This is a genomic window from Janthinobacterium sp. GW823-FHT03B06 (assembly GCF_058796955.1).
On sequence record NZ_JBXAJE010000001.1, the window covers coordinates 1150268 to 1173672 of the forward strand.

General features: G+C 65.8%; 18 protein-coding genes. 10 read left to right on the forward strand and 8 right to left on the reverse strand.

Annotated elements, in window-relative coordinates; all coding sequences use genetic code 11:
- Window positions 1-6: 6 nt before the first annotated feature.
- Complete coding sequence (locus tag AC1RBA_RS05265; RefSeq protein ID WP_492417024.1) at window positions 7-1098, forward strand: hypothetical protein; 1092 nt, start codon at window positions 7-9, stop codon at window positions 1096-1098.
- 81 nt (window positions 1099-1179) lie between these two features.
- Here the strand turns inward: AC1RBA_RS05265 and AC1RBA_RS05270 are convergent, their stop codons facing one another.
- Window positions 1180-3630: a membrane-bound PQQ-dependent dehydrogenase, glucose/quinate/shikimate family gene (locus AC1RBA_RS05270; RefSeq protein WP_492417025.1), complete on the reverse strand. Its 2451-nt coding sequence runs from the start codon at window positions 3628-3630 to the stop codon at window positions 1180-1182.
- Between the two features lie 311 nt (window positions 3631-3941).
- On the opposite strand from AC1RBA_RS05270, the gene AC1RBA_RS05275 reads away from it, so the two are divergent.
- The 9 genes from AC1RBA_RS05275 to AC1RBA_RS05315 all read left to right on the forward strand — a co-directional run bounded on the left by AC1RBA_RS05275 (window position 3942) and on the right by AC1RBA_RS05315 (window position 16201).
- Window positions 3942-5621 carry a methyl-accepting chemotaxis protein gene (locus tag AC1RBA_RS05275; protein ID WP_492417027.1) on the forward strand — a complete coding sequence of 560 codons (1680 nt, stop codon included), beginning with the start codon at window positions 3942-3944 and terminating at the stop codon, window positions 5619-5621.
- Window positions 5622-5674: 53 nt separating this feature from the next.
- A complete protein-coding gene (locus tag AC1RBA_RS05280) occupies window positions 5675-6304 on the forward strand; it encodes a hypothetical protein (RefSeq protein ID WP_492417028.1) in 630 nt (209 codons plus the stop codon).
- The gene (locus tag AC1RBA_RS05285) at window positions 6301-7215 is read left to right on the forward strand and encodes an HDOD domain-containing protein (protein ID WP_492417029.1); all 915 of its coding nucleotides are present in this window, start codon (window positions 6301-6303) and stop codon (window positions 7213-7215) included. Before AC1RBA_RS05280 ends, AC1RBA_RS05285 begins: the two co-directional genes overlap by 4 nt.
- A 74-nt stretch (window positions 7216-7289) precedes the next feature.
- Window positions 7290-7916 (forward strand): response regulator, encoded by a 627-nt coding sequence (locus AC1RBA_RS05290; RefSeq protein WP_070288176.1) that lies wholly within the window; start codon window positions 7290-7292, stop codon window positions 7914-7916.
- A 45-nt stretch (window positions 7917-7961) separates the two neighbouring features.
- A complete protein-coding gene (locus AC1RBA_RS05295) occupies window positions 7962-8324 on the forward strand; it encodes an Hpt domain-containing protein (RefSeq protein WP_070223602.1) in 363 nt (120 codons plus the stop codon).
- Window positions 8321-10570 (forward strand): hybrid sensor histidine kinase/response regulator, encoded by a 2250-nt coding sequence (locus AC1RBA_RS05300; RefSeq protein WP_492417031.1) that lies wholly within the window; start codon window positions 8321-8323, stop codon window positions 10568-10570. The genes AC1RBA_RS05295 and AC1RBA_RS05300 overlap by 4 nt, the downstream gene beginning before the upstream one ends.
- A 288-nt stretch (window positions 10571-10858) precedes the next feature.
- A complete protein-coding gene (locus AC1RBA_RS05305; protein ID WP_492417032.1) occupies window positions 10859-12556 on the forward strand; it encodes a sensor histidine kinase in 1698 nt (565 codons plus the stop codon).
- A gap of 48 nt (window positions 12557-12604) precedes the next feature.
- The gene (locus AC1RBA_RS05310) at window positions 12605-16042 is read left to right on the forward strand and encodes a response regulator (protein ID WP_492417033.1); all 3438 of its coding nucleotides are present in this window, start codon (window positions 12605-12607) and stop codon (window positions 16040-16042) included.
- A 33-nt stretch (window positions 16043-16075) separates the two neighbouring features.
- On the forward strand, window positions 16076-16201 hold the full coding sequence (locus AC1RBA_RS05315) for a hypothetical protein (RefSeq protein WP_268994148.1): 126 nt from the start codon (window positions 16076-16078) through the stop codon (window positions 16199-16201).
- Between the two features lie 7 nt (window positions 16202-16208).
- Here the strand turns inward: AC1RBA_RS05315 and AC1RBA_RS05320 are convergent, their stop codons facing one another.
- From AC1RBA_RS05320 to narJ, 7 genes are all read right to left on the reverse strand, one after another.
- The gene (locus AC1RBA_RS05320; RefSeq protein ID WP_492417036.1) at window positions 16209-17420 is read right to left on the reverse strand and encodes an NnrS family protein; all 1212 of its coding nucleotides are present in this window, start codon (window positions 17418-17420) and stop codon (window positions 16209-16211) included.
- Window positions 17421-17553: 133 nt separating this feature from the next.
- A complete protein-coding gene (locus tag AC1RBA_RS05325) occupies window positions 17554-18216 on the reverse strand; it encodes a response regulator (RefSeq protein ID WP_034781594.1) in 663 nt (220 codons plus the stop codon).
- A gap of 24 nt (window positions 18217-18240) precedes the next feature.
- Window positions 18241-20127, reverse strand: a complete 1887-nt coding sequence (locus tag AC1RBA_RS05330; protein WP_492417038.1) for a type IV pili methyl-accepting chemotaxis transducer N-terminal domain-containing protein — start codon at window positions 20125-20127, stop codon at window positions 18241-18243.
- A gap of 44 nt (window positions 20128-20171) precedes the next feature.
- On the reverse strand, window positions 20172-21158 hold the full coding sequence (moaA, locus tag AC1RBA_RS05335; protein ID WP_070313637.1) for a GTP 3',8-cyclase MoaA: 987 nt from the start codon (window positions 21156-21158) through the stop codon (window positions 20172-20174).
- A 102-nt stretch (window positions 21159-21260) separates the two neighbouring features.
- Window positions 21261-22007: a peptidylprolyl isomerase gene (locus AC1RBA_RS05340; protein WP_492417040.1), complete on the reverse strand. Its 747-nt coding sequence runs from the start codon at window positions 22005-22007 to the stop codon at window positions 21261-21263.
- Between the two features lie 25 nt (window positions 22008-22032).
- A complete protein-coding gene (gene narI / locus AC1RBA_RS05345; RefSeq protein ID WP_121669281.1) occupies window positions 22033-22719 on the reverse strand; it encodes a respiratory nitrate reductase subunit gamma in 687 nt (228 codons plus the stop codon).
- A gap of 27 nt (window positions 22720-22746) precedes the next feature.
- On the reverse strand, window positions 22747-23391 hold the full coding sequence (gene narJ / locus AC1RBA_RS05350) for a nitrate reductase molybdenum cofactor assembly chaperone (RefSeq protein WP_083287560.1): 645 nt from the start codon (window positions 23389-23391) through the stop codon (window positions 22747-22749).
- Window positions 23392-23405: the final 14 nt, after the last annotated feature.

The window sequence follows — 23405 nt, forward strand, 5'->3', positions numbered from 1 at the left end:
TGACGCATGAAAAACCTCGACAAGGTAGCACCCTATACATCGTCTGTCGCGCAAGGCGACTGGGGCACAATGACAACGTTACTTGCTGAAACAGCAATATCGGCCAAAGACAGCATCTCCTTTGCTGACAAGACGCTGCTGGCTAATTACGTCTACAAAAAAAATGGCACCTACAAGCTGATATATACGACTGTCGCGATGGATGGCAGTATTGAAAACTACGCCGAGGATGACGGCATTTTGCCGACACTGTTCCTGAGTCCGGATCAGGAAAATTATGTCTCCGTCATCCCCTATCATCCTGATAAAGAACTGGAAATCAGCATTCCCGTCTTTCATCGTGACGGTGTGGAATTACCAAAGGGTAACCGTCCATTTACAGGAAACTTCATTGGAACGACGGACTCGTATTCGATATTTCACGATGTGCCTTTTGAAGATAACAAGCCGGACAAAATCCTTGCCATCGAGTTTATCAATGGAAAACTGAAGAAGAAACACAATGCCAAAATCCCCCTGCCCGCAAATAACCGCATCGCCATTTGCGACAAGACGATTCATTTGCTGGCCAATGACGGCAGCATTCTCCTGCACCGGGAGATCGATGAAAAAGGCAACGTCCTGCGCTCGCGGGAAATGGACGCGAACGATATCGATGTTTTACAGATACTGAGCTCATCGTTCGACAAGGATTCTTATCTGCTGGCGCAAGACAACGATAAAATCATTCTCGAAAAAATAGATGCGGCTGGGGCAAGCGAAATCATTGCATTGGTGGACTTTGCCGATCCACTGTTCAATACATGGCAACCAGTCGACATCGCTGACGACACTTTTGTCACGCGTTTCAATACCGAGTTTGGAAACGGCTGGCTGACCACGAAAAATGATGAGTTATTGGAAATATTCTATAGCAAAGGCGAGCAAGGCTACCGGAACTTGCTGACAAACGCGCTTTTGCCCATACCCCGTGACAAATTGATCATTTCCAGCATCAACAAGACCACGGAGCATGCTTATGCGGTCGTGTTCTACTCGATGGCCGACGATACAGCGGAGAATGCCGAACTCATCGTCTTGAATCGCCGCTTGCCATAGCGTCGCGTCGGGCACCTCAATGGCGGCGCATCGGCGGCATGGCCAGACCATGCCGCCGATGCGCTTCACTTACTTATCCTCTTACTTCGCTTTCCCCGCCTCCTTCACCGCCTCATCCGGCAAGGCAAACGCCACCAGGCTGTCGCCCATCTTCGTGCCCAGCGAACCGTGGCCGCCGGCCATCACCACCACGTACTGCTTGCCCGTCTTGTCGGAGACATAACTCATCGGCGTGGCCTGGCCGCCGGCCGGCAAGCGGGCTTTCCATACGGTTTTGCCGTTGCGCACGTCGTAGCCGCGGATGTAATAGTCGAGCGTGCTGCTGAGGAAAGCCACGCCGCCGCCCGTCGTGCTGATGCCGCCCAGGCTGGGCACGCCCAGCGGCAAGGCGATGGGCACGGGGGCGCTGTCGCGCGTGGTGCCGTTTTTGTGCATCCACACTTTTTTCATGGTGCGCAGGTCGACGGCGGCGATATAGCCCCACGGCGGCGCCTGGCACGGGAAGCCCAGCGGCGACAGGAAGGGCTTGATTTCCACGGCAAACGGCACGCCCGTCTGCGGCTGCAAGCCCATTTCCGTGCCCGTGCCGCCCGGCGCATTGGCTTGTGCGCGCGGCACCAGGCGCTCCAAAAAGCCCATGTAATCGGGATTGACCAGCAGCAACTGGCGCACGGGATCGACGGCCGCCCCGCCCCACTCGAAGATGCCCAACGGGCCGGGCGAAATGATGGCACCCTTGATCTTGCCTTCGGCCACCGTCTGCGGCGTGAACGGCCCTTCGTAGCGGTGCTGGCGGAAGATGATGCGGCACGCCAGCTGGTCGAACGGTGTCGTGCCCCACATGTCCGTTTCGCTGATGTGCTTCTCGGGCAGGAACGTGAGCGCCGAGAACGGCTGCGTGGGCGACAGCTTGTCGCCAGGGGCCGCGTTGGCGGTCGGCACGGGTTTTTCCGGCGCCGGCACGACCAGGCTGCCGTCGCGCCGGTCGATCACATAGATGTCGCCCCGTTTCGTCGTGGCGACCACGGACGGCACCTTGCCTTTCGGCGTATCGATGTCGACCAGGGTGGGCTGGCCGCCGATATCCATGTCCCAGATATCGTGGTGCACGGTCTGGTAGACCCAGCGCACCTTGCCTGTCGCCAGGTCCAGCGCGACGATGGCGCTATTGTATTTCTCGCCATGCGGATTGCGGTTACCGCCCCACGTGTCGGGCGTTTCATTGCCCATCGGGATGTACACCATGCCCAGCTTTTCATCGACGCTGGAGACGCCCCAGGAATTCGGTGAATTGTTGGTGTAGGTCTTGCCATCGGCAATCGGCGCCGTGTCGTCGGGGTTCGAGGCATCCCAGTTCCACATCAGCTTGCCAGTGACGGGGTCGTAGCCGCGAATCACGCCCGACGGCTCTTCCGTGGAAAAATTGTCGGTCACGCTGGCGGCCATCACCACCACGTTTTGCGCCACGGCCGGCGGCGAGGTCGGCATCAAAAAGCCCCGCTTCTTCATGCCCATGCCGTGGTACAGGCCGATCACGCCGTTTTCGCCAAAGCTTTTGCACGCTGCGCCCGTATCGGCATTGACGGCGATCAGGGTCGCATCCATGGTCGGCGCGAAGATGCGGCGCGGACACTCCATGCCGGCCGCCTCGGGCGCAGGGTCGCCCTTGGCGCGGCCCGCGTTGACGTCCCAGTAGGCCACGCCGCGGCAGATCATGTGCTGGTAGCTCGACGCGTCGCGGTTGATCTTCGGATCGTGGCGCCACAGTTCCTTGCCCGTGTCCGGATCGAGCGCGATGACGATGTTATGCGGCGTGCACAGGTACAGCATGCCGTTCACTTTCAGGGGCGTGACTTCGTTGGCGATCTCGCCCGGGTCGTTCGGCCCCTTGAAGTCGCCCGTGTGGTACACCCACGCCTGTTTCAGCTGCGCCGCGTTGGCCGGCGTGATCTGCGCGGCCGGCGCATAGCGGTCGCCATAGCCGGAGCGGCCATACGCGGCCCAGTCGTTGGGCGCCACGCCCGGCGCGAAATCGCCTTGCGGCGCGGCCGCCATGTTCTCGGCCGGCACTTCGCCATGCAAGGTGTAATAGTCCTGGAACAGCGAGAACACGCCCACGGCGGCCGTCAGCACCACGGCCGCCGTCAGGGCGCTCTTGCCCGCGTCGCGCGGTTTGGCCCCGGCCGTCAAGGGCGGATCGAGGCGGCGGTCGACGAACGGCAGCAGCAGCCAGACGGCGGCGGCGAACCAGATATCGAGGCGCGGCAGCAATTGCCACCAGTCGAACTTCACTTCGATGACGGACCAGATCAGGGTGGCGAACAGCAGCAGCGCGAGAAACAGCTGGGCGCTGCGCCGCCCCTTCCACACGAGCGCGCCCGCGACGAGCATGCCGATGCCGGCCACCACGTAATACCAGGAACCGCCGAGGCTGACGAGCCAGGCGCCGCCGCCGGCAAGCGCCAGGCCCAGCAAGATGAAGATGACTGCGGTGATGACAAGCAAGGGTCCAGGCCGGGCAGAGGCAGTCATGATGCTCCTTTACAAGAGTCAGTCGGCGGCACGCGCCTGCGCACCGTATTTGATGGCAATCAAGCAAATCCCATTTTTTCACTAATCGGCAAAGCGTGCCACACGCGAGAACGGGCGCCGCGTGCCGTGTGGCTTTTTATACACGGGCTGACCGTCGAGCCAGCCACAGCAGTACGATTTTGATGAAAATCATTGAATAAAATAAATTAACAACAAATTTCTCGAATAAAACGAATTTTTATCGTAGAATGAAAAAAACACTGAAACCAACCACTTTTCTTGCATTTCACTTCACTGGAGCGGCGCCCATCATGACCATCGCTAAACGGCTGTACGCATTGATTCTTTCCGTCGTCCTCGGACTGGCCGCTCTGGCGGGTTTTGGCATCTACCAGATGGACCGCGTGTACACGGCGGCCAGCTATGCCACCGTTAACACAGTGCCCAGCCTGCTGACCTTGAACCAGGCTTTCGTGCCGTTCGCGCAGATGCGCACGGCCGTCTGGCAGCACATGGCCAGCAAGGATGCGGCCGGGCGCGACAAGCTCGAAGCGGGCATCAGGGAAGCGCGCGCGGCGGTGGGCAAGGCGCTCGACCAGTATGAAAAAGACGATGTCACCGACGAGCAGGACCGCGCGCTGCTGGCCGCCGACCGTGCCGTGCTGGCGCGCTACGACACGGTGCGCGACAAGGTGCTGGCGCTGTCGAAGGCGGGCGAAGTGGACGCGGCACGCGACTTGCTGATGGAAAACCAGCCCATCATCAAGGAACTGGTCGACGCCCTCGCCGCCCACCACCGCTACAACGAAAACGTGTCCGCCAAGGGCGCGGCCGATGGCGCCGCCGCCGCCGCCAACGCGCGCTGGATTTCCATCGGCCTGGCCCTGGCCGTGACGGCGCTGGTGGCCGGCATGGGTCTGCTGCTGGCGCGGCGCATCGCCGCTTCGCTGGCCGGCGCCATCGACGTGGCCCGCACCATCGCGGGCGGTGACCTCAGCGTGCAAGTGAACACCGCGTCAAACGACGAGGTGGGCCAGCTGATGAAGGCCATGGCGGACATGAGCGCGAGCCTGGTACGCATCGTGGCCGAAGTGCGTTCCGGCACGGACAGCATCAGCATGGCATCGGGCCAGATCGCGGCCGGCAACCTGGACCTGTCGGCGCGCACGGAGCAGCAGGCCGGCTCGCTGGAAGAAACCGCCTCGGCCATGGAAGAACTGACGGCCACCGTGCGGCAAAACGCGGACAACGCCCGCCAGGCCAAGCAAATGGCCGTCAGCGCCTCGGACAAGGCGCAGCGGGGCGGAGCAGTCATGGACGACGTGATACGCACCATGGAAGCGATCGACAGCTCGTCCAACAAGATCGCCGACATCATCAGCGTCATCGACAGCATCGCCTTCCAGACCAATATCCTGGCCCTGAATGCGGCCGTGGAAGCGGCACGCGCCGGGGAACAGGGGCGCGGCTTTGCCGTCGTGGCCACGGAAGTGCGCAACCTGGCGCACCGTTCGGCGGCCGCCGCCAAGGAAATCAAGGTACTGATCGGCGATTCCGTGGAACAGGTCGAACAAGGCGGCAAGCTGGTGCGGCAGGCCGGCGCGGCCATGACGGAAGTGGTCGACACGGCACGCGGCGTGACCGACATCGTCAGCGAAATCTCGGCCGCCAGCGCGGAACAAAGCACGGGCATCGAGGAAATCAACCGCGCCGTCACGCAGATGGATGAAGCCACGCAGCAGAATGCGGCCCTGGTCGAGGAAGCGGCGGCCGCATCGCAATCGCTGCAGGAGCAGGCGGCCAGGCTCGCTGGCGTGGTGGGCGCCTTCAAGCTGGCGCCAGGACAGGCCGGCCCGGCGCCGCAAGCGCCAGCCGCGCGGCGGCCCGCACAGCACAAGGCGGCGCTCAAGCTGGTCGCCACGCGGCCCGCAGGCCAGGCCAGAGCCGCGGCACCGGCCACCGCCGATGCGGGCGACTGGGACGTCTTTTAGGCCCGCCATCCCGCAGCATCACTTGCCTAGATAGCATTCATTGGAGCACAGTCATGAACACCCTCTTCGCCATCCCCCCCTTCCTTCGCTGCGAAGACCTGTCGCTGATGCGCACGGCGCTGGCCCTGGCCGGCCTGGTGTTGCTGCTGGCCGCCCTGCTCTGGCGCCGTACCCGCGGGCGTCAGGCCGGCCGCGCGGCACCGGCCGATCTGCATGCACTGTTGCAGATGCGCAAAATGGTCCCGCCGGCCAAGGTGGCGGACAGCACACCGCCGCCGCCAGCGCCCAGGGCGCCGGACACGCCGCCGTTCGACGCGGCCCGCCTGGACGCCATGTTCGGCTACGACCGGCGCCTGCAGGGCGAGATTCTGGCCCTGTTCGTGGCCGAGACGCGCGACCGCCTGGCCGGCATCGCCCATGCGCTGCGCTGCGAACGGACCGCGCCGGCGCGCGTGCTGGCGCAGGAAATCCTCGACGGCAGCCAGTCCATGGGTCTGCTCCCGCTGCAGGCGCTGGCGCGCCAGGCCGTGCACGCGGGCTTTTCCAACGATATCGGCGCGCTGCGCCGCCTGCATGCGGAACTGCTGATGGCGCTCGACGCGCTGTCGCAGGCCGTCACGGTCCTGCAGACGGCGGGCGCGGCGCAAGCCGATGACCGCAGCGGCGTCGGGAGCCGGCCATGAGCGCGCATATCGACCTGGCGCACCTGCCCGGCGGCGCCATTCTGCCTTCGCCCGCCGGGCGTTGCCACTGGCTGGCAAACTTGTGCGAGCAGCAGGTATCGCTCGATGAACTGGCGGAACAACTGGGCTGCGATCCCGCCCTGACGGGCAAGGTCATCGGCCTGGCGAATGCGGGCGTACCGCCGGGCGAGCGCACGCATGCGGCGGTCAGCGCGGCGATGCTGGCCGCCATCGGCTTGCCCGCCCTGCGCCAGGCGTTCGCCGCGCCGGCCCTGCCGGCGGCCACGTGCGCGCACTTCGACGCGCAGCGCTACTGGTCGCACGCGCTGGCCATGGCGTGCGCCGCCCGCGTGGCCGGCGACGCGCTGCAGCTGGCGCCGGCCGATGAGCTGTACAGTTGCGGCTTGCTGGCCAACTGCGGCCAGCTGGCCCTGGCCACCTGGCATCCGCAGGAGTATGGAGAACTGCTGGGCCAGTACGGCAATGGCGCCAGGGCCCGGCTGCTGTGCGCGGAGTCGCAGCGCTTCGGCCGCCACCAGTTGGCGCTGTCGGCCATGCTCATGCAGGGCTGGGGCATGCCGGACATCCTGTGCGACGCCGTGCGCTGCCATGCCGCGCCGCCCGGCTTCGGGCGGGCCGGGCGCATGACGGACCTGGCCTGGCTGCTGAAGCTGGCCAGCGGCTTCGCCGACCTGATATTGCGCAACGGCGCGGGGCCGCGCGGACCGGTCCTGGCCGCCGCGCGGGTACTGGGCCTGGACAGAAACGACATGGAAACCCTGCTACGCCACAGCAGCGCCGAGTGCAGCGAACGGCGCGATCTCCTGGAACCGCAGACGCATATTGCCCCCGGCCGCACGCGCACGCGAGTCCGGCCCTCCGCACGCGAGGTTTTTAGTGAATTCATATAATTCGTTGAAATTGATTTTTTGAGCCCGATTGCGTATCATTCCCTTCAACTATATCCGCGACCATAAAGCCCATCATGCACACTGCAGACGTTTGCACTACCCAAAAGGCCGCTGAAATCCTCGGCATCTCGGTCACCTCGGTGCAACAACTGGTCGAGGCCGGCGTGATCGAAGCCTGGAAGACCAAGGGCGGCCACCGGCGCATTCCCCTCGCGGCCGTCGAAGCCTACAAGGGCAATCCCGGCCAGCCGGGCCAGGACCAGCGCGCGGCACGGGCCAACCGTCCCGTGCCATCGGGCCGTCCACCGTCCATCCTCGTGATCGAGGACAATCCCATCGAACGCGCGCTGTATGAAAAACAGATCGGTTCATGGGGCTTGCAGGCGGACTTGCGCTTTTGCGAGAACGGCTACCAGGCGCTGATGGAAATCGCCCGCGACCAGCCCGACATCCTGCTGGCCGACATCGTCATGGAAGGCATCGACGGCTACGAAGTGATCCGTACCATCCTGGCCGACCCGCTGCTGGCGGACATGCACATCGCCATGCTGTCGAGCCTGACGCAGGAAGAGCTGGAAGAACGGGGCGGCGTGCCGCCCGGCGTGGTGTTCTTTGCCAAGCCCGTCAATTACGACGAACTGCGCGGCTATCTGCGCGCCTGCTGCGCCGGCCATGCGCGGCGCAACAGCCTGGCCGCCTAGCGCGTCACCTTCCCGCCACCGCTTTCCCCTCGCTACGGAGCCGCCATGCCAGCCTATCGCCACATCGATCCTGCCGTGCTGTTCCACGCCACCGGCCACGACCTGGAGATGTTCCGCGCCCTGTCGCAGACCTACCTCGACACGTCGCCGGCCATGTTTGCGCGCGTCGAGCAGGCCGTGCGCGGCGGCGCGGCGCAAGCCATCGTGCATAGCTGCCATACCTTGCGCGGCACCGTGGCCCTGCTGGGCGCCAGCGCCCTGGTGGCGCGCCTGGCGGCACTCGAGCAGCTGGTGCGCCATCAAGGTGCGGCGGCAGCGGACTGGCTGACCGAAACGGCGGCGCTGCTCGGCGCGGTGGAGCAGGAGGTTCGCCGCAGCATGCTTGAATACACGGGCGCGCAGGAATGAACGCGCGCCAGGCCGTCCTGCGCCTGGTGCACCGCTACCGGCCGCGCACCATGACGACCGTCGTGGGCCTGGTGCTGGTGGGCCTGCTGGCGCTGCGCATCGCCGTCTCCGGCGTGCTGCTGCACCGCGAAGCCGTCGATGACTGGAAACAGGACCTGTCGAACCTGTCGCTGCTGCTGGCGGAAAACACGGCGCAGAGCATGACGGCGGCCCGGTTGGTGCTCGACAGCGTCAGCAACGAGATCGAGGCCGCCGCCCCCGCGGACGCGCAGGCGCTGGCCGCCGCCGTCGGTACCCAGGCCATGCACCAGACGCTGCGGCACAAGATCGGCGGCGTGCCGCAAGTGGACGTCGTATCGATCGTCGGCAGCGACGCCAGCGTGCTGGCCTTCAGCCGCGCCTTTCCCGCGCCGTCCATCCGCCTCGGCGAGCGCGATTACTTCGAGTATCACCGGCGCCACCCGAACGGCGGCATGCACGTCAGCGCGCCCGTGCAAAACAAGGGCAATGGCGCCTGGACCTTCTATATCAGCCGGCGCATCAGCGGACCGGACGGCCGCTTCCTGGGCGTGGTGCTGGTCGGCCTGTCATGCGACTTCTTCAGCAAATTCTTCCAGAGCACCAGCATCGGCGAACACACGGCCTTTTCCCTGTACCGCAGCGACTACACGCTGCTGGCCCGCTGGCCGGCCGTGCCCGAGATGATGGGCAAGCGCAACCTGACGGGCAGCACCTACCGCCTGCTGGAACAGGGCAAGAGCGATGGCGTGCTGCAGGTGGACACGCCGCGCGCGGCCGAACAGGGACGCACGGTCGACCGTCTGGCCGGCATCCGGCTGGTGCGCGACTATCCGCTGGCCGTCAACGTGACCGTCACGGACGCGGTGTATCTGGCGGGCTGGCGGCGCATGCTGCGCACCATGGGCGGGGCGGCCGTGGTCAGCCTGCTCGTGCTGGCCGGGGCCATCGCGCTGATCCTGGCCCTGCTGCGGCGCCAGGAGCGCGACGCGGCCATGGCGCTGGCGCTGCAAACGCGCGCGGAAGCGGCGAATGCCGCCAAGTCGCGCTTCCTGGCCGTCATGAGCCACGAGATCCGCACGCCGATGGCGGGCATCGCCGGCATGGCCGAGCTGCTGCAGGACACCGCGCTCGATGCGTCGCAGCGGCAGCATGCGCAGCGCATCGGCGATGGCGTGCAGCACCTGATGCGCATCCTGAACGATATCCTCGACCTGTCCAAGGTCGAGGCAGGCCAGATGGGCATCGAGCTGCGCGACTTCGACCCGCGCCTGCTGCTCGACGACGTGCTGGCGCTGCACCGCCCGCAGGCCGATAGCAAACAGCTGTTCCTGGTCAGCGAAATCGGCAACAGCGTGCCGCCGCTGATCTGCTCGGACCGCACGCGCCTCGCGCAAATCCTCGGCAACCTGCTCAGCAATGCCATCAAGTTCACGCCCTCCGGCACGGTGACCGTGCGCCTGCACCTGGAACCGGCCACGCCGGACGGCGCCAGCGCCTGCCTCGTCGCCATGGTCAGCGACCAGGGCATCGGCATGACGGGGCAGCAGCTGAGCCGCATCTTCGAGCCGTTTTGCCAGGCCGACGACAGCATCAGCGGCGCCTATGGCGGCACGGGGCTGGGCCTGACCATCTGCAAGCACCTGGTGGCACTGCTGGGCGGCGAGATTTTCTGCAGCAGCGCGCCCGGCGCCGGTTCCCGCTTCACCGTGCGCATCCCCTGCATGCCGGCCCAGGCGCCGGAGCCGGAGCCGGAACCAGCGCTAGTGCCGCCATCGGAACCGGCCGCCCCGCCCGCCACAGCCTCGGAAGGGGGCGCGCGCATCCTGCTGGTCGAGGACACGGCGCTGAACCGCCAGCTGGTGTGCCTGCAGCTGGGCGCGCGCGGCTACCGCATCGACACGGCGGAAAACGGCGAGCTGGGCTTGCGGGCGCTGGCCGAGCAGCAGTACGACCTGGTCCTGATGGACTGCATGATGCCCGTCATGGACGGCTACCAGGCGTGCCGGGCCCTGCGCGCCCGCGAAGCGGCCAGCGGCGCGCCGCGCCTGCCCGTCATCGCCCTCACGGCCGGCGTCACCGAGGACGACCGTCAGCGCTGCATGGCGGCCGGCATGGACGATTATCTGTCCAAGCCGTTTACGGCCGCCCAGCTGCGCGAAATGGTCGACCGCTGGCTGACGCGCCAGGCGGCGATACGCGAAGTAACCCCCAATAAATTATTGTAATTTCTGACTTCCATAACCGGCGCTGTGCTGTGTTGCCCGCAGCTAGCAGTGCTCGCACTGCGTCACTGCAGGCGCCTTGCACAGCATCCGGTTCTGTTCGTCATAAATTCACAATAATTTCCCGAGGATTACTTAGCCGCCCGGGCCGCGCACAAAACAACACTTTTCCTCGATAAATCATTTTAATCGTTAAAATCAATTATATTCGCTATAATTGATAAAACGACGCGCCAGCGACGCCGGGCATCCTCGCACAACGGCACAACTGGCAGACCTTGCGGAGGCGGCATGCGGCAGCACAGATACTGGAAGGCCATGGCCTGGGAGCGTTGGGAGCGTTGGGATACGCGTACCCTGCTGTCGCTCTTCATGGCCGTGCTGCTGGCGGGCTTGTGGGGCATCACCATGCTGCAACTGCGGCACGCCTACGACGCCGCCGTCGCCGGCGCCGGGCGCGATGCGCGCAGCATGGCGCGCGTCTTTGACGAACACGCAATCCGCACGATCGAGGCGGCGGATCAGGCGGTCACGTATTTACGCAGCCGCTACCAGGCGCTGGGCAGCCGCCTCGACATCGTGACCGATCTGCGGCAAGGCCTCAATCCCGGCCCCCTGTACAACCTGTTTACCATCGTCGACGAACAGGGCGACATGGTGCTGTCGAGCCGCCCTTTCCAGCCCACCAACCTGGCCGACCGAGAGCACATCCGGGTACACATGCAGCGCGACAGCGGCGAACTGTATATCAGCAAGCCGGTGCTGGGCCGCGTGTCGAAAAAATGGTCGATCCAGATGACGCGCCGCATCAACCATGCCGATGGCCGCTTCAAGGGCGTGGTGGTGGTCTCGATGGACCCGTATTACTTTACCCGCCTGTACGACGAAGTCGACCTGGGCGACAACAGCTCCACCGAACTGGTCGGCAACGACGGCGTGGTGCGCGCGCGCCGGGTCGGCGCCGTCGACACCATCGGCCAGGATATCGGCGGCAGCAAGGTATTTTCTCTGATGCAAGGTAAAACGCGGGGCGGCTTCACCGAACGCAGTCCCGTCGACGGTGTCCTGCGCTTTTACGCGTTCGAAAAACTAGCCGGCTACCCGCTGTACATGCTGGTCGGGCTGGACCGCGACACGGTATTGGCCGACTACGTCTCGCGCCGCGACCAGGCCTTGCTGATGGCGGCCATCACGAGCGCGCTGATCGTGCTGTCGTGGGCCGCGCTGGTGCTGCTGATCGGCCGCCTGGTCGACAGCCGCGCCAGGGCTATCGCCGCCAGCGAGGCGAAGTCGCGCTTCCTGTCGAACATGTCGCATGAATTGCGCACGCCCCTGAACGGCATCCTCGGCTTTTCCGAGCTGCTGCTGGAGCAGCTGCGCCAGCCGGAACAGGCCGCCTACGCGCAAACGATACAGGACAGCGGCCGCCAGTTGCTGGCCATGGTCGAGGCGGCGATGGAATTGAGCGCGCTCGAACAAGACCAGGTAAGGCTGCAGTCCAGCGCCGCGCCATTGGACCAGCTGCTGGAACTGGCGCTGGCGCCGCACCGGCCGCGCGCGGCCCGCAAGGGCTTGCAGCTGGCCGCGCACGTGGCGCCCGCCACGCCGCCGAGCATCGATTGCGACCGCGTGCGCCTCGTGCGCGTGCTCGATATCCTGCTCGATAACGCCATCCGCTACACGGCTGCCGGGCGGGTCGACGTGCACGTCATGCACAGCGGCGCGGACCTGCAGATCGAAGTGCGCGATACGGGTATCGGCATCGCGCAGGCGCAGCAGGGCGTCATCTTCGACAAATTCTCGCAGGCGGACGACTCGCCGAGCCGCGCCCATGACGGCGCAGGCATGGGCCTGGCCATCGCGCGCCAGCTCGCCGTGCTGATGGGCGGCAGCATCGGCGTGGCATCCGCGCCGGGCCAGGGCGCCGTCTTCCGCCTGCACCTGCCCCTGTCCCTTGGGGGCAAATTGGCCACACTATCACATGCATAGTTGTGCGCAAAAGTTGTTCTCAATCCATATCGGGTATAGCATCGCCACATGACCTATCACACAGATGCGGCGGCGGTGCGCAGACAATGGATCGAATGGCTGTTCTTGCTCCTCGGGCTGCTCATCGTCGCTGCCGCCCTCGCCTATGCGCATCTGGCCGAGGCGGCGCGCCATGACGCGGCCGAACGCGAGCGCCTGAGCGTGCTGACGGCGCTGCTGGCAAAAAATATCGAAGTCGACCTGGAGGCAACCAACCTGGTGCTGGGCGGCGTGATCCGCGACTATCTGGCCGCCGGCACGGCACCGGACGCCGGGCAAGCGCTGCCCCGGCGCCTGGCCGCGCTGGTCGACGCCATGCCTGGCGTGCGCACCATGCTGGTCATCGATGCGCAAGGCAAGCCGGTCGCCACCAACATCGCGGAACTGGCGGACCAGGATTTTTCGCGCCGCGGCTACTTCCAGACGGCGCGCGACGCCCCCGATGCGCGCATGCTGTACATCTCGGCGCCCTTCCATACCTTCAAGGGCGACCTGGTCATCACGGCGTCGCGCATGGTGCAGGACAAGCAAGGCCGCTTTGCCGGCGTGGTGGTGGCCACCTTCGCCCCCGAATACTTCACGGCCAAGTTCCGCACCGCCATGTACGCGCCCGACGTCTGGGCCGTGGTGCTGCATGGCGACGGCCGGCAGTTCCTGAATTACCCGGCCAGGACTGCCAATGGCGCCAATATGGACGTCCCCGGCAGCTTCCTGCGGCGCTTTCGCGACAGCGGCTATCAGGCGGGCGTCCTGAGCGGCGTCGACATTGCCGGCGCCCCCACCGCCCCCCGCGTCATGTCCATGGCGACCATCGCCCCGCCGGCCCTGCACATGGACCGCGCCCTCATCATCGGCCTGAGCCGCGAAGAAGCGGCCATCGCCGCCCCGCTGCAACGCCAGGCGCTCGGCTACGTCCTTTCCTTTGCCGTGCTGGCGCTGGCCGCGGCCAGCCTGCTGTTCTGGAGCCAGCGGCGGCGCCGGCAGCAGGCCGCCTGGCATGCGGAGCAGGAAACGGAGCGCCAGGCCATGCAAGCCGTGTCCGACAGCGAAACGCGCTTTCGCACCCTGATCGAAGACGCGCCCGTGGCCATCGCCATCCTGCGCCACGGCCGCTTCATCTACTCGAATCCCCGCTACCGCAGGCTGCACGGCTACACGGCGGATGACAATCTGAACGGCCTGCCCTGGTCCGCGATGATTTCCGCGCCATCGCTGGCGGCGCTGGCCGCCAATGAAGCGCTGATCGAGGCGGATTCGCCCAGCGAACAGGTGTTCGAGGCCGTGGGCTTGGGCAAGCAGGGCCTGCCCGTGCCCATGTACAAGACCACGACGCGCGTGGTGCTCAAGGATGGACCGGCGACCCTGATCTTTGCCCAGGATATTTCCACGCAAAAGCAGGCCGAAGAGGCCATGCTGCTGGCGCGCGACGCGGCCGAATCGGCCAACCGCAGCAAGGCAGAATTCCTCGCCAACATGAGCCATGAAATACGCTCGCCGCTCAACGCCATCCTCGGCATGGCCTGGCTGCTGGAACGCGACGGCCTCGATGGCGAAGCGCTGCTCATGGCGCGCAAGATCCGCGCCGCCGGCCAGTCCCTGCTGGGCATCATCAACGACGTGCTCGACGTATCGAAAATCGAGGCGGGCCACATGACCATCGAACGGGCGCCGTTCCGCCTGGCCGACGTGATCGAAAAGATCGCCGCCAGCATGGGTGTGGCCGCGCATGACAAGCCGATCGAAGTGCGCATCGGGCCGCTGCCCGATGGCGTCGAGCAGGTGATGGGCGACGCGCTGCGGCTGGAACAGGTGCTGGTCAACCTGACCAGCAACGCCATCAAGTTCACCGCGCAAGGCGCGGTCGAGCTGACGAGCACGCTGGAGAGCCGCGACGGCGACGCCGCGGTGCTGTGTTTCAGCGTGCGCGACACGGGCATCGGCATCGCGCCCGAGGTGCAGGAGGCGATCTTTTCCGCCTTCGCCCAGGCCGACAGCTCCACCACGCGCCGCTTCGGCGGCACGGGACTGGGCCTGACCATCTGCCGCCAGCTGGTGCGCCTGATGGGCGGCGCCATGCGCCTGACAAGCGTCATGGGCCAGGGCAGCACATTCAGTTTCACGGTGCCGCTAGAGCTGATGCCCGCCAGCGCCCCGTCCTCGCCCGACATGCAGGGCTTGCGCGTCTTGCTGGCCGACGGCAAGGCCGATTCGCGCGCCGGCGTGGCCGCCGTCGCGCAGGGCCTGGGCTGGCGCGTGCATGCCGTCTCCGGCGGCCAGGCGGCGCTCGAGCATGCGCTGGCCTGCGCCGAGGACGCGCGGCCCGGCGTCATCGTGCTGGCCGCGCGCATGCCGGACATGGACGGGGAAGCCACGGCGCGCGCCCTGCGCGAGCACCTGCCGCCGCAGGATTGCCCCATCGTGATCCTGGCGGCCAGCGGCGCACCGGCGACAGCGCCCGCGCGCCGCCATACGGACCCGGCCAATCCGGCCGATGCCATCCTCAACGAACCGGTGACGGCTTCCAGCCTGTACAACGCGACGATGGAAGCGCGCCAGCGGCGTGCTGAAGCGGCCGGCCTGGACACGGGCCACGCAGCGCTGGGGGCACGCGTGCTGGCCGGCGTGCGCGTGCTGGTGGTCGACGACAGCGACATCAACCGCGACGTGGTCAACCATATCCTGTGCGACCAGGGCGCCCTGCCCTCGTTCGCCTGCGATGGCCAGCAGGCGCTGGACTGGCTGCTGGCCCACCCGTCCGACGTCGACATCGTGCTGATGGATGTGCAGATGCCCGTCATGGATGGCTTGCAGGCGACGCGCGCGCTGCGCCAGCTGCCGCAGTTCCAGGACTTGCCCGTGGTGGCCCTGACGGCCGGGGCGTTCCGGACACAGCGCACGGCGGCGCTGGAAGCGGGCGTGAACCATTTCATCAGCAAACCGTTCGACGTGCCGCAGACCATCGCCCTGATCGCGAGCGCGCACCGGCGCCATGCGCAAGGGCTGCCGGCCCTGCCGCCGGCAGCGACCGAAGCGGCGACGCCCTTGCGGGCAGGCGGCGCGGCGCCCGTGATCGACCTGGCGCAAGGGATGGCGCAGTGGCTCGACGAAGCGCCCTACCGCCAGCATCTGTCGCACTTCGGCAACACTTACCGCAATACGGTGGGCGCCATGCGCGCGCTGCTGGCGGCCAACGCACGCGGCGACGCCGCCGCGCTGGCGCACAAGCTGGCCGGCGTGGCAGGCAGCCTGGCCCTGCCGGCCACCCTGCAAGCCGCCCAGCAAGCCGAACAGCTGCTGCACGCGGGCGACGATGCGTCAGCCGCGCTCGATGCCCTGGAACAGGCGCTGGCGCACGCCATCGATGCCGTCGCCGCATTCACGGCACAGACGCCGGCGCCCGGCCAGCCGGCCATGCCAGAAACACAACATGGCAGCGCATGCCAATGATAGACTTGCCAATATGAAAATTTAGGAGACACCATGATCTGGTGCAGGGATTTGCTGTTGAGAGCCTTCATGCTGGGCATGCTGCTATTCGTCGTGGGCGAATCGCTGTCCTACTGGGCGCCGGAAATCAAGAAACTGCTGGCCTGGCGCCCGTTCTGACGCCAGGCTAGCCTTCGCGGCCATCCACCCTGGCGCGCCACAAATAAGGCGCATACACGCACGCATACAGGCCAAAGGCCAGCGACCAGCACGCGCCGGCCGCCAGCAGCAGCGGCATGGACAGCGCGGCGGGACCGACGGCAGCCAGCAGGCGCGCCAGCGCGCCCAGCTGGATCAGCCAGTACATCGCCGCTTCCGCCCTGCCGCCCTTGAGCGCACGTCCCGTGTGGCCCAGGGTGGTGCGCGTCATCATGCCAATGATCAGGCCCGCCATCGATCCCACCGTCAGCGCGTGCAAGGCGGCGCTGGCCGGCAGCAGACCCAGGCTGGCAGCCGCCAGCAGCGCAAAGCCGATGCCGATCCACGCATACGACAGGTGCAAAATCCACAGCAGCGGCACGCGCACCGTGCGCTGCGGCTGCCAGGCCAGCAGATTGGCCAGCGATACGCCTGCCGCGCACAAGGCCAGCGGCGCCGTCAGCCAGGCGGGCGCACCGGCCAGCCACGCAATCGCGGCCGCCGCCATGCAGGCCACGGCGACCAGCGCGCGTTTCGGGCTGGCCACCGGCGTGCTGCCAGGTGCGCCATTGCGGGTAAACATGGGAATGACGCGCGCGCCGATCACCGATTCGATCAGCACGATGATGAAGATGGCCGCCTGCACGGGCACAAACAGCGACAGCGGCAGCCAGCCCAGCACGGCCGCGTGGAACAGGGCATTGGCCAGCGCCAGCAAGGCCAGCAGACCGACGAGAAACAGATTGCGCGTATTGCCCGAGCGGCGCAGCACCTGGTACAGGGGCCAGGCGGCCAGCGGCAGGAACAGCCAGTCAACCAGCGCCGGCAGCAGGCCGGGACCGCACAGCATGGCCACGCGTCCCGCCAGCCACAGCCCCGCCAGCGCCATCAGCGGAGCGCCGTGCGGCGTGGGCAAGCCCGTCCAGTTGCGCCCCGCCGTGTAGAGGAAACCGACGACGACGGCCAGCGCGAAGCCGAACACCATTTCATGCATGTGCCATCCCAGGCCCACCTGCAGACCGCCAGGCAGCAGGCCCCCATAGCTGGCCAGCCACAGGGGAATGGCGATGGCCGCAAACACGGCCGCCAGCAGGTAGAACGGGCGGAAGCCCAGTTGCCAGACGGCGTGGCCGGCATGCCAGGGAGCGGCGCCTGCTGTCGTGGAAGGTGGAGAAGGTTCGCTGATCGGGGTGATGGCCATGATGGAGTCGCCTTTAAAGATATATTCAATATACTACTTTAAAAGCGCAGATGCCGCCATCGGCATAAAGGACTAGAGAGATAGCGAGAAGTCACCATGGGGTCTGACCCGGCGGGTCCGACCCCGACTCGGGCTACTTGCCCTGGCGGTGCTCGACCGCGTACACGGCCGCCTGCACGCGGCTCGTGAGGTTGAGTTTTTTCAGCACGTTCTGCACGTGGATCTTGACCGTGCTTTCGGCCAGGTCGAGGGTGCGGGCGATGCCCTTGTTGCTCTCGCCGCGCGACAGGCAGTCGATGATTTCCTTTTCGCGCGGCGTGAGCTTGTCGAGTTCCGACACGGGCTCCTCGCGCCGCGTGCCCGCCTGCAGCTGCGCCACCAGCTTGCCCGTCATCGCTTCGGCGATGACGACTTCGCCGGCCGCCGCGCGGCGGATGGCGCGCACCAGGTAGTCGGCGTCGATATTCTTGATCAAATAGCCACAGGCGCCCGCGCGCAGGGCCGTGGCCAGGTCTTCGGCGTCTTCCGACACGGTCAGCATGACGATGGCCGTATCGGGGCAGTCGTGCTGCATCAGCTGCAGCGCTTCCACGCCGGACATGCCGGCCATGTTCAGGTCCAGCAGCACCACGTCGGGCTGCAGCTGGATGGCGCGCTTGATGCCTTCCACGCCATCGGCCGCCTCGCCCACGACGGAAAAGTCCGTATGGCGCTGCAGCAGCGAGCGTATGCCGCTGCGGAACAGCGCGTGGTCGTCCACCAGCATGACGGTGATCGGTTTATCGGGAGTCTCCATTTTTTTATACTTTCAGATAGTGGCTTAGGCGGCGCGGCGCTGCTCGCGCGACAAATGCAGTTCGACGGTCGTGCCGCCACCGGGGCAGGCATGCACGTCGAACGTGGCGTCGATGCGCTGCGCGCGCTCGCGCATGATATGGATGCCGACATGGCTGTCGCCCTTTTCCAGCACGGCGGCAGCGTCGAAGCCGACGCCATTGTCGCTGATCGTCAGCGTAAAATCCTGGTGATCGGCGAGACGCACCTCGACGTGGCTGGCCTGCGCGTGCTTGCGGATGTTCGACAGCGCTTCCTGCACGATGAATAATAACTGCAATTGCTGCTCGCGGGGGAATGGCGCGCCGTCGACGTCGGCCAGCAGCTCGGCGTCGATGCCCGTCTGGCGGCGGAATTTGTCGAGCGCCGCGCGCAGGGAGCCAATCAGGTCATCCTCCATCAGGCGGCTGCGGAAATTGGCCAGCAGTTCGCGCACGTCCTCGTAGCTTTCCTTCACGCCCGCGTGCAGAGCCGGCACGATGCCCGCCACCTCGTCGAAACGCGCATTGCGCACGGAGTCGTCGAGCATCTGCACCTGCAGGTTGAGGAAGTTGAGGCTTTGCGCGATGCTGTCGTGCAGACCCTGCGCCACCAGGTTGCGCTCTTCGGAAATGGCCATCTCGCGTTCGCGCGCGGCCAGGCGCAGGTTTTCCAGCGCGATGCCCAGTAGCTGGCCCAGGGTTTCCAGCAAGGCCAGTTCGCGCGCGGAAAACACGCGCGCATGGCGGAAATGCAGGTTGAAAAAGCCCAGGTGCTGTTCGTGCGCGTGGATATGGAAAACGGAGACGGTGGCAAAGCCCTCGCGGTGGCAGCGCAGCTCGTGCGCCTTGTCGATGCGCCGCATGTCGTGCACCTTCGCCACCTTCATCTCGACGGCCGTGCCGCACAGGCAGTCGCCCACCTTCAGGCAATGCTCGGACGCCACCAGTTCTTCGGACAGGCCCGTATGCACCACCATGTGCAGGTTGCCCCGCTCGGCGTCGAGCACGCGCACGGTGGAGCCGTCGGCCTCGAAATAATCGACGATGCGCTGCATGAAGCCGCCGCAGATGTCTTCCAGCGGCTGAGGGCGTTGCAAAAAGGCCGCGCTTTCGTACAGCAGCGCCAGCTCGCGGTTGCGGTATTCGAGCGTGGCCGTCTTGCTGCGCACGCCCTCTTCCAGGTTGCCGTACAGCGCCTGCAGGCGGTCGGCCATCTGGTTGAAGCCGCTGGCCAGCTGGCCGAATTCGTCATTGCTCTCGACGGCCAGGCGCACGCTGAAGTCGCGCTCCTTCATGCGCTGCATGCCCAGGCGCAGCCGCGTCACCGGTTCGATGATGAGCATGAACATCAGGTAAATCATGCTGACCGTGCCGATGACGGCCATGCCGACGAGGATCAGCTGCGAGGCGCGCAGCCAGAAGGTGCGCTGTTCGCTGTCGTGCTCGATCAGGCGCACCAGCTGGTCCACCTGTCCCACGAAGGTGTCGGCGTCATGCTCGAACTGGCGCGCGCGCACAATGGAATCGGCGGCCAGGGCGGCCGGACGCAAGGCACTGCGCCAGGCGACGCCGATGCGGTCGAATTCGGACTTGATGGCCGTGCTGGGGGGCAGGAACAGGGGACGCTGCGGGTCGCCGTGGCCGATCTTGGCCAGGGTCTCATCGATCAGCAGCACTTGCTGGCGCGCCTGCTCGCGGGCGTCGCTGGCAAGCAGCAGGGTCAGGCGGTAGGTCTGCATGCGCAGCCGGCCCGTCTCGTTGATGGCGGCCGAACTGCCTTCGAGCTGCCACGACAAAAACAGGGTGCAGCCTATGGCACTCAAGGCCAGCACCAGCATGAGCAGCAGCGCGCCGACGATCTTGGTCGACAGCTTCTGCCAGGAGGAAAACATCGCCTTGAATTTCATACCGCCCTTGAATGTGAATGCAAACTGCCTCAGCCGCCCGTCTGTGCCATGAACCGGATGATTTTATCGGGCTGCGTATTGAAATCGTGCTGCTGCGGCTTCAGTTCGATGGCGGCGCGGATCGCCGCCTCGATCTGCGCATCCGTGGCCCCGCCGCGCAGCATGGGGCCAAACGCGAATTTCTCTTCCTGTCCCAGGCACAGGTACAGGGTACCATCGACGGACAGGCGCACCCGGTTGCAGGTGGCGCAAAAATGCTGCGACATGGGCGTAATGAAGCCGATGCTCGAGCGTCCGTCGGGGGTCGCCATGTAGCGCGCCGGCCCTCCCCCCAGTTCCATCGCCTGCGGCACCAGGCCGAAGCGGGCCGCCAGGCGTTCGCGAACGGGACCCAGCGGCATGTAGCTGGCATTGCGGCCCGTGCTGCCCATCGGCATGGCTTCGATCAGGCGCAGGATGAACTGCTGCTCGATGCAGAAGGCCGCCATGGCCTCGATCTGGCCGTCATTGACGCCGCGCATGGCCACCATATTGATCTTGATCGGGTCGAAACCGGCCGCCTTGCCCGCCATCAGGCCATCCAGAATGGGCTGCAGGCTGTCGCGCCCCGTGATCTGCTGCATGCAGGCGCGGTCGAGCGAATCGAGGCTGACGTTGATGCGGTCCACGCCGGCCGCGCGCAAGGCCACGGCATGCTTGCCCAGTTGGGTGGCGTTGGTCGACAGCGACAGGTCGTCCAGACCGGGCAGCGCGGACAGCCTTTGCGCCAGCTGCGGCAGATTGCGCCGCAACAGCGGTTCGCCGCCCGTCAGCCGCACGCGGCGCGTGCCGAGGCGCACGAAAATGCCCAGCAGGCGCTCGATTTCGTCGAACGTCAGCCAGTCCTTCGGCTCCTCGAAGCCGCGAAAACCCTTGGGCATGCAATAACCGCAGCGCAAATCGCAGCGGTCGGTGACGGACAGCCGCACATAATCGATCGAACGGCCAAAACGGTCCTGCAACTTGACGCTACCCATGACGCTACTCCTGATTCTTCCGTGATTGTAAAGGCTGGGGCACGATCTGGCTGTGCCCCAGAAGGCCTAGCGGCCTACGCCTTTTTAGCTACGCATTTCTACTTACTGAACCAGCGGGCTGGCTGTGCCTTCGAGCTCGATACCGGCAATGTCCGCCCGCCCCACGAGCAGGTGCAGGTACTGGTGCACGGCGCGCTGCCACGCCGCCCGCGCCAGGCGGTCGGCGATCTGCGCCTGCACCGCTTCGTACGGGATGGCCTTGCCTTCGACCCGGCGCTGCACCTGCACGATGTGGTAGCCGAAGCGCGTTTCCAGCAAATGGCCGGCCAGCGCGCCTGCCTCCAGGCGGAACACGAGGGCGTCGAATTCCGGCACGCTCTGGCCCGGCGACAGCTGGCCCAGGCTACCGCCCAGGGCGCCGGACGGACAGTTCGAATACTGCGCCGCCAGTTCGGCGAAGCGCTCGGGCGCCAGTTTCAGGGCATCGAGCACGGCTTGCGCCGTCGTGCGCAGCAGCTCCAAAGGCGCCTCCGGCGTCACCTGAAACAGGATGTGGCGCGCCTCGACCAGCGCCCCGCTGCGAAACAGCTGCGGGCGCTGTGCATAAAAGGTGCGGCAAGCCGCATCGTCGGCGGGCGGCACGCGCACTTCCTGCGCGAACAGCGCCTCGATGCGGTCATCAATACTGCCGCCCTGCACGCCGAGGCGCTGCGCCTCGGCGTGCAGCAGCCGGCGCAGCACCAGTTCATGCACGGCCTGTTTCAGCGGATTGCCGGCACCGTCGTGATGCGGCAATTCCTGCGCGATGTCGGCATCGTCGATATCGATGCCATTGACGGAAATTCCCATAATGATTCTCCTTTCAATGACCACCTTAGCGGCGGCGAACTAACTGATAGGCGCGACCAAGATAGCCGATGGCGCCAAAGCCGCTCCACACGTGCACCAGACGGGTGAACGGGAAGATGACGAACAGCGACATGCCCATGAACAGGTGCAGCTTGAACACCAGCGGCGCATCGACGATGAAGCTGGCGGCGTCGCCGCGCAAGGTGACGATGTGCTGCGCCCAGTTCATCAGCAAGACCATCATGTGGCCATCCATGTGCGACGCCGAGACGAAGATCGAGGACAGGCCCAGCAGCAAGGTCAGCAAAATCCACACCATCACCAGCTTGTCGCCGGCCGTGGTGACGGCGCGCAGCCGTGCATTGCCGAAGCGGCGCGCCAGCAGGATCAGGATGCCGGCCAGGCACAGGCCGCCCATCACGCCGCCGGCCGCCATGGCCACGCCCTGCTTCAGGCTATGCGACACGCCCAAGGTATCCCACACCCAGACCGGGGTCAGCAAGCCGGCCGCATGGCCGAACAGCAGGCCGATGATGCCGATGTGGAACAGGATATTGCCCAAACGCAGGCTGCCGCGGTGCAGCAGCTGGCTGGAATCGGACTTCCACGTGTATTGCTCGCGGTCGAAACGGATCAGGCTGCCGAGAAAAAAGATGGCCAGCGCGATGTATGGATAAATGCCATACACAAATTGATGCAAATAATTACTCATGATGTACTCTCCTCATGCGGGCGCGCTTCAAGCGGCGCGGCGCGGCTGCGGGTGAAAATGCACGGGATGGACGCCGCCCGGGGCTTGACGCAGCAAGGGCTCGACGCCATCCGCACCGGGACCGAAGGTTTCCAGCGCTTCATCCATGTCGCGCACCGGCGGTTCGGCCAGCATTTCGGCCGCCACGGGACTCAGGCGTTCGAGCACGGTGAAGACGGGCGCATACGGGCTGCCGTTGGCCGTCAGCTTGCGGCCGATGTGGGCCAGCACGTGGACGGCGTCGCCCAGCAGCGGCGCCGAGACTGCCTCGTCGAGCTGCGCCAAAAACTCCAGGAACAGGGGCACGAAGTCGGGCAAGTCGTCGCCCACCATCTGCAGGCCGTGGCGCTTGTATTCCTCCATCAGGTCGACCATGGCCTGGCCCCGGTCACGCGATTCGCCGTGAATATGCTCGAACAGGTGCAGCGAGTGCGAGGGATTGCGGTCGAAGGTGGCCACGTACTGCTGCTGCAGGTCGATCAGGCTGCTGCTTTCCAGGTGCGCCAGCAAGGGCCGCAACAGCGCCTGCTGCTCCGGCACGGCCGCCAGCGCGGCCTCCAGTTGCGGCAGGTGCGCGATCAGCTCGGGCTCCGGGTACAGCAGCAGGCGCGAGAGGACTTGATAGTGATGCATAGCGTGTGTCATAT

Coding starts and splice junctions, on each gene's coding strand:
- AC1RBA_RS05265 (WP_492417024.1), top strand. CDS start 7: ATGAAAAACCTCGACAAGGTAGCACCCTATACATCGTCTGTCGCGCAA.
- AC1RBA_RS05270 (WP_492417025.1), bottom strand. CDS start 3,630: ATGACTGCCTCTGCCCGGCCTGGACCCTTGCTTGTCATCACCGCAGTC.
- AC1RBA_RS05275 (WP_492417027.1), top strand. CDS start 3,942: ATGACCATCGCTAAACGGCTGTACGCATTGATTCTTTCCGTCGTCCTC.
- AC1RBA_RS05280 (WP_492417028.1), top strand. CDS start 5,675: ATGAACACCCTCTTCGCCATCCCCCCCTTCCTTCGCTGCGAAGACCTG.
- AC1RBA_RS05285 (WP_492417029.1), top strand. CDS start 6,301: ATGAGCGCGCATATCGACCTGGCGCACCTGCCCGGCGGCGCCATTCTG.
- AC1RBA_RS05290 (WP_070288176.1), top strand. CDS start 7,290: ATGCACACTGCAGACGTTTGCACTACCCAAAAGGCCGCTGAAATCCTC.
- AC1RBA_RS05295 (WP_070223602.1), top strand. CDS start 7,962: ATGCCAGCCTATCGCCACATCGATCCTGCCGTGCTGTTCCACGCCACC.
- AC1RBA_RS05300 (WP_492417031.1), top strand. CDS start 8,321: ATGAACGCGCGCCAGGCCGTCCTGCGCCTGGTGCACCGCTACCGGCCG.
- AC1RBA_RS05305 (WP_492417032.1), top strand. CDS start 10,859: ATGCGGCAGCACAGATACTGGAAGGCCATGGCCTGGGAGCGTTGGGAG.
- AC1RBA_RS05310 (WP_492417033.1), top strand. CDS start 12,605: ATGACCTATCACACAGATGCGGCGGCGGTGCGCAGACAATGGATCGAA.
- AC1RBA_RS05315 (WP_268994148.1), top strand. CDS start 16,076: ATGATCTGGTGCAGGGATTTGCTGTTGAGAGCCTTCATGCTGGGCATG.
- AC1RBA_RS05320 (WP_492417036.1), bottom strand. CDS start 17,420: ATGGCCATCACCCCGATCAGCGAACCTTCTCCACCTTCCACGACAGCA.
- AC1RBA_RS05325 (WP_034781594.1), bottom strand. CDS start 18,216: ATGGAGACTCCCGATAAACCGATCACCGTCATGCTGGTGGACGACCAC.
- AC1RBA_RS05330 (WP_492417038.1), bottom strand. CDS start 20,127: ATGTTTTCCTCCTGGCAGAAGCTGTCGACCAAGATCGTCGGCGCGCTG.
- moaA (WP_070313637.1), bottom strand. CDS start 21,158: ATGGGTAGCGTCAAGTTGCAGGACCGTTTTGGCCGTTCGATCGATTAT.
- AC1RBA_RS05340 (WP_492417040.1), bottom strand. CDS start 22,007: ATGGGAATTTCCGTCAATGGCATCGATATCGACGATGCCGACATCGCG.
- narI (WP_121669281.1), bottom strand. CDS start 22,719: ATGAGTAATTATTTGCATCAATTTGTGTATGGCATTTATCCATACATC.
- narJ (WP_083287560.1), bottom strand. CDS start 23,391: ATGCATCACTATCAAGTCCTCTCGCGCCTGCTGCTGTACCCGGAGCCC.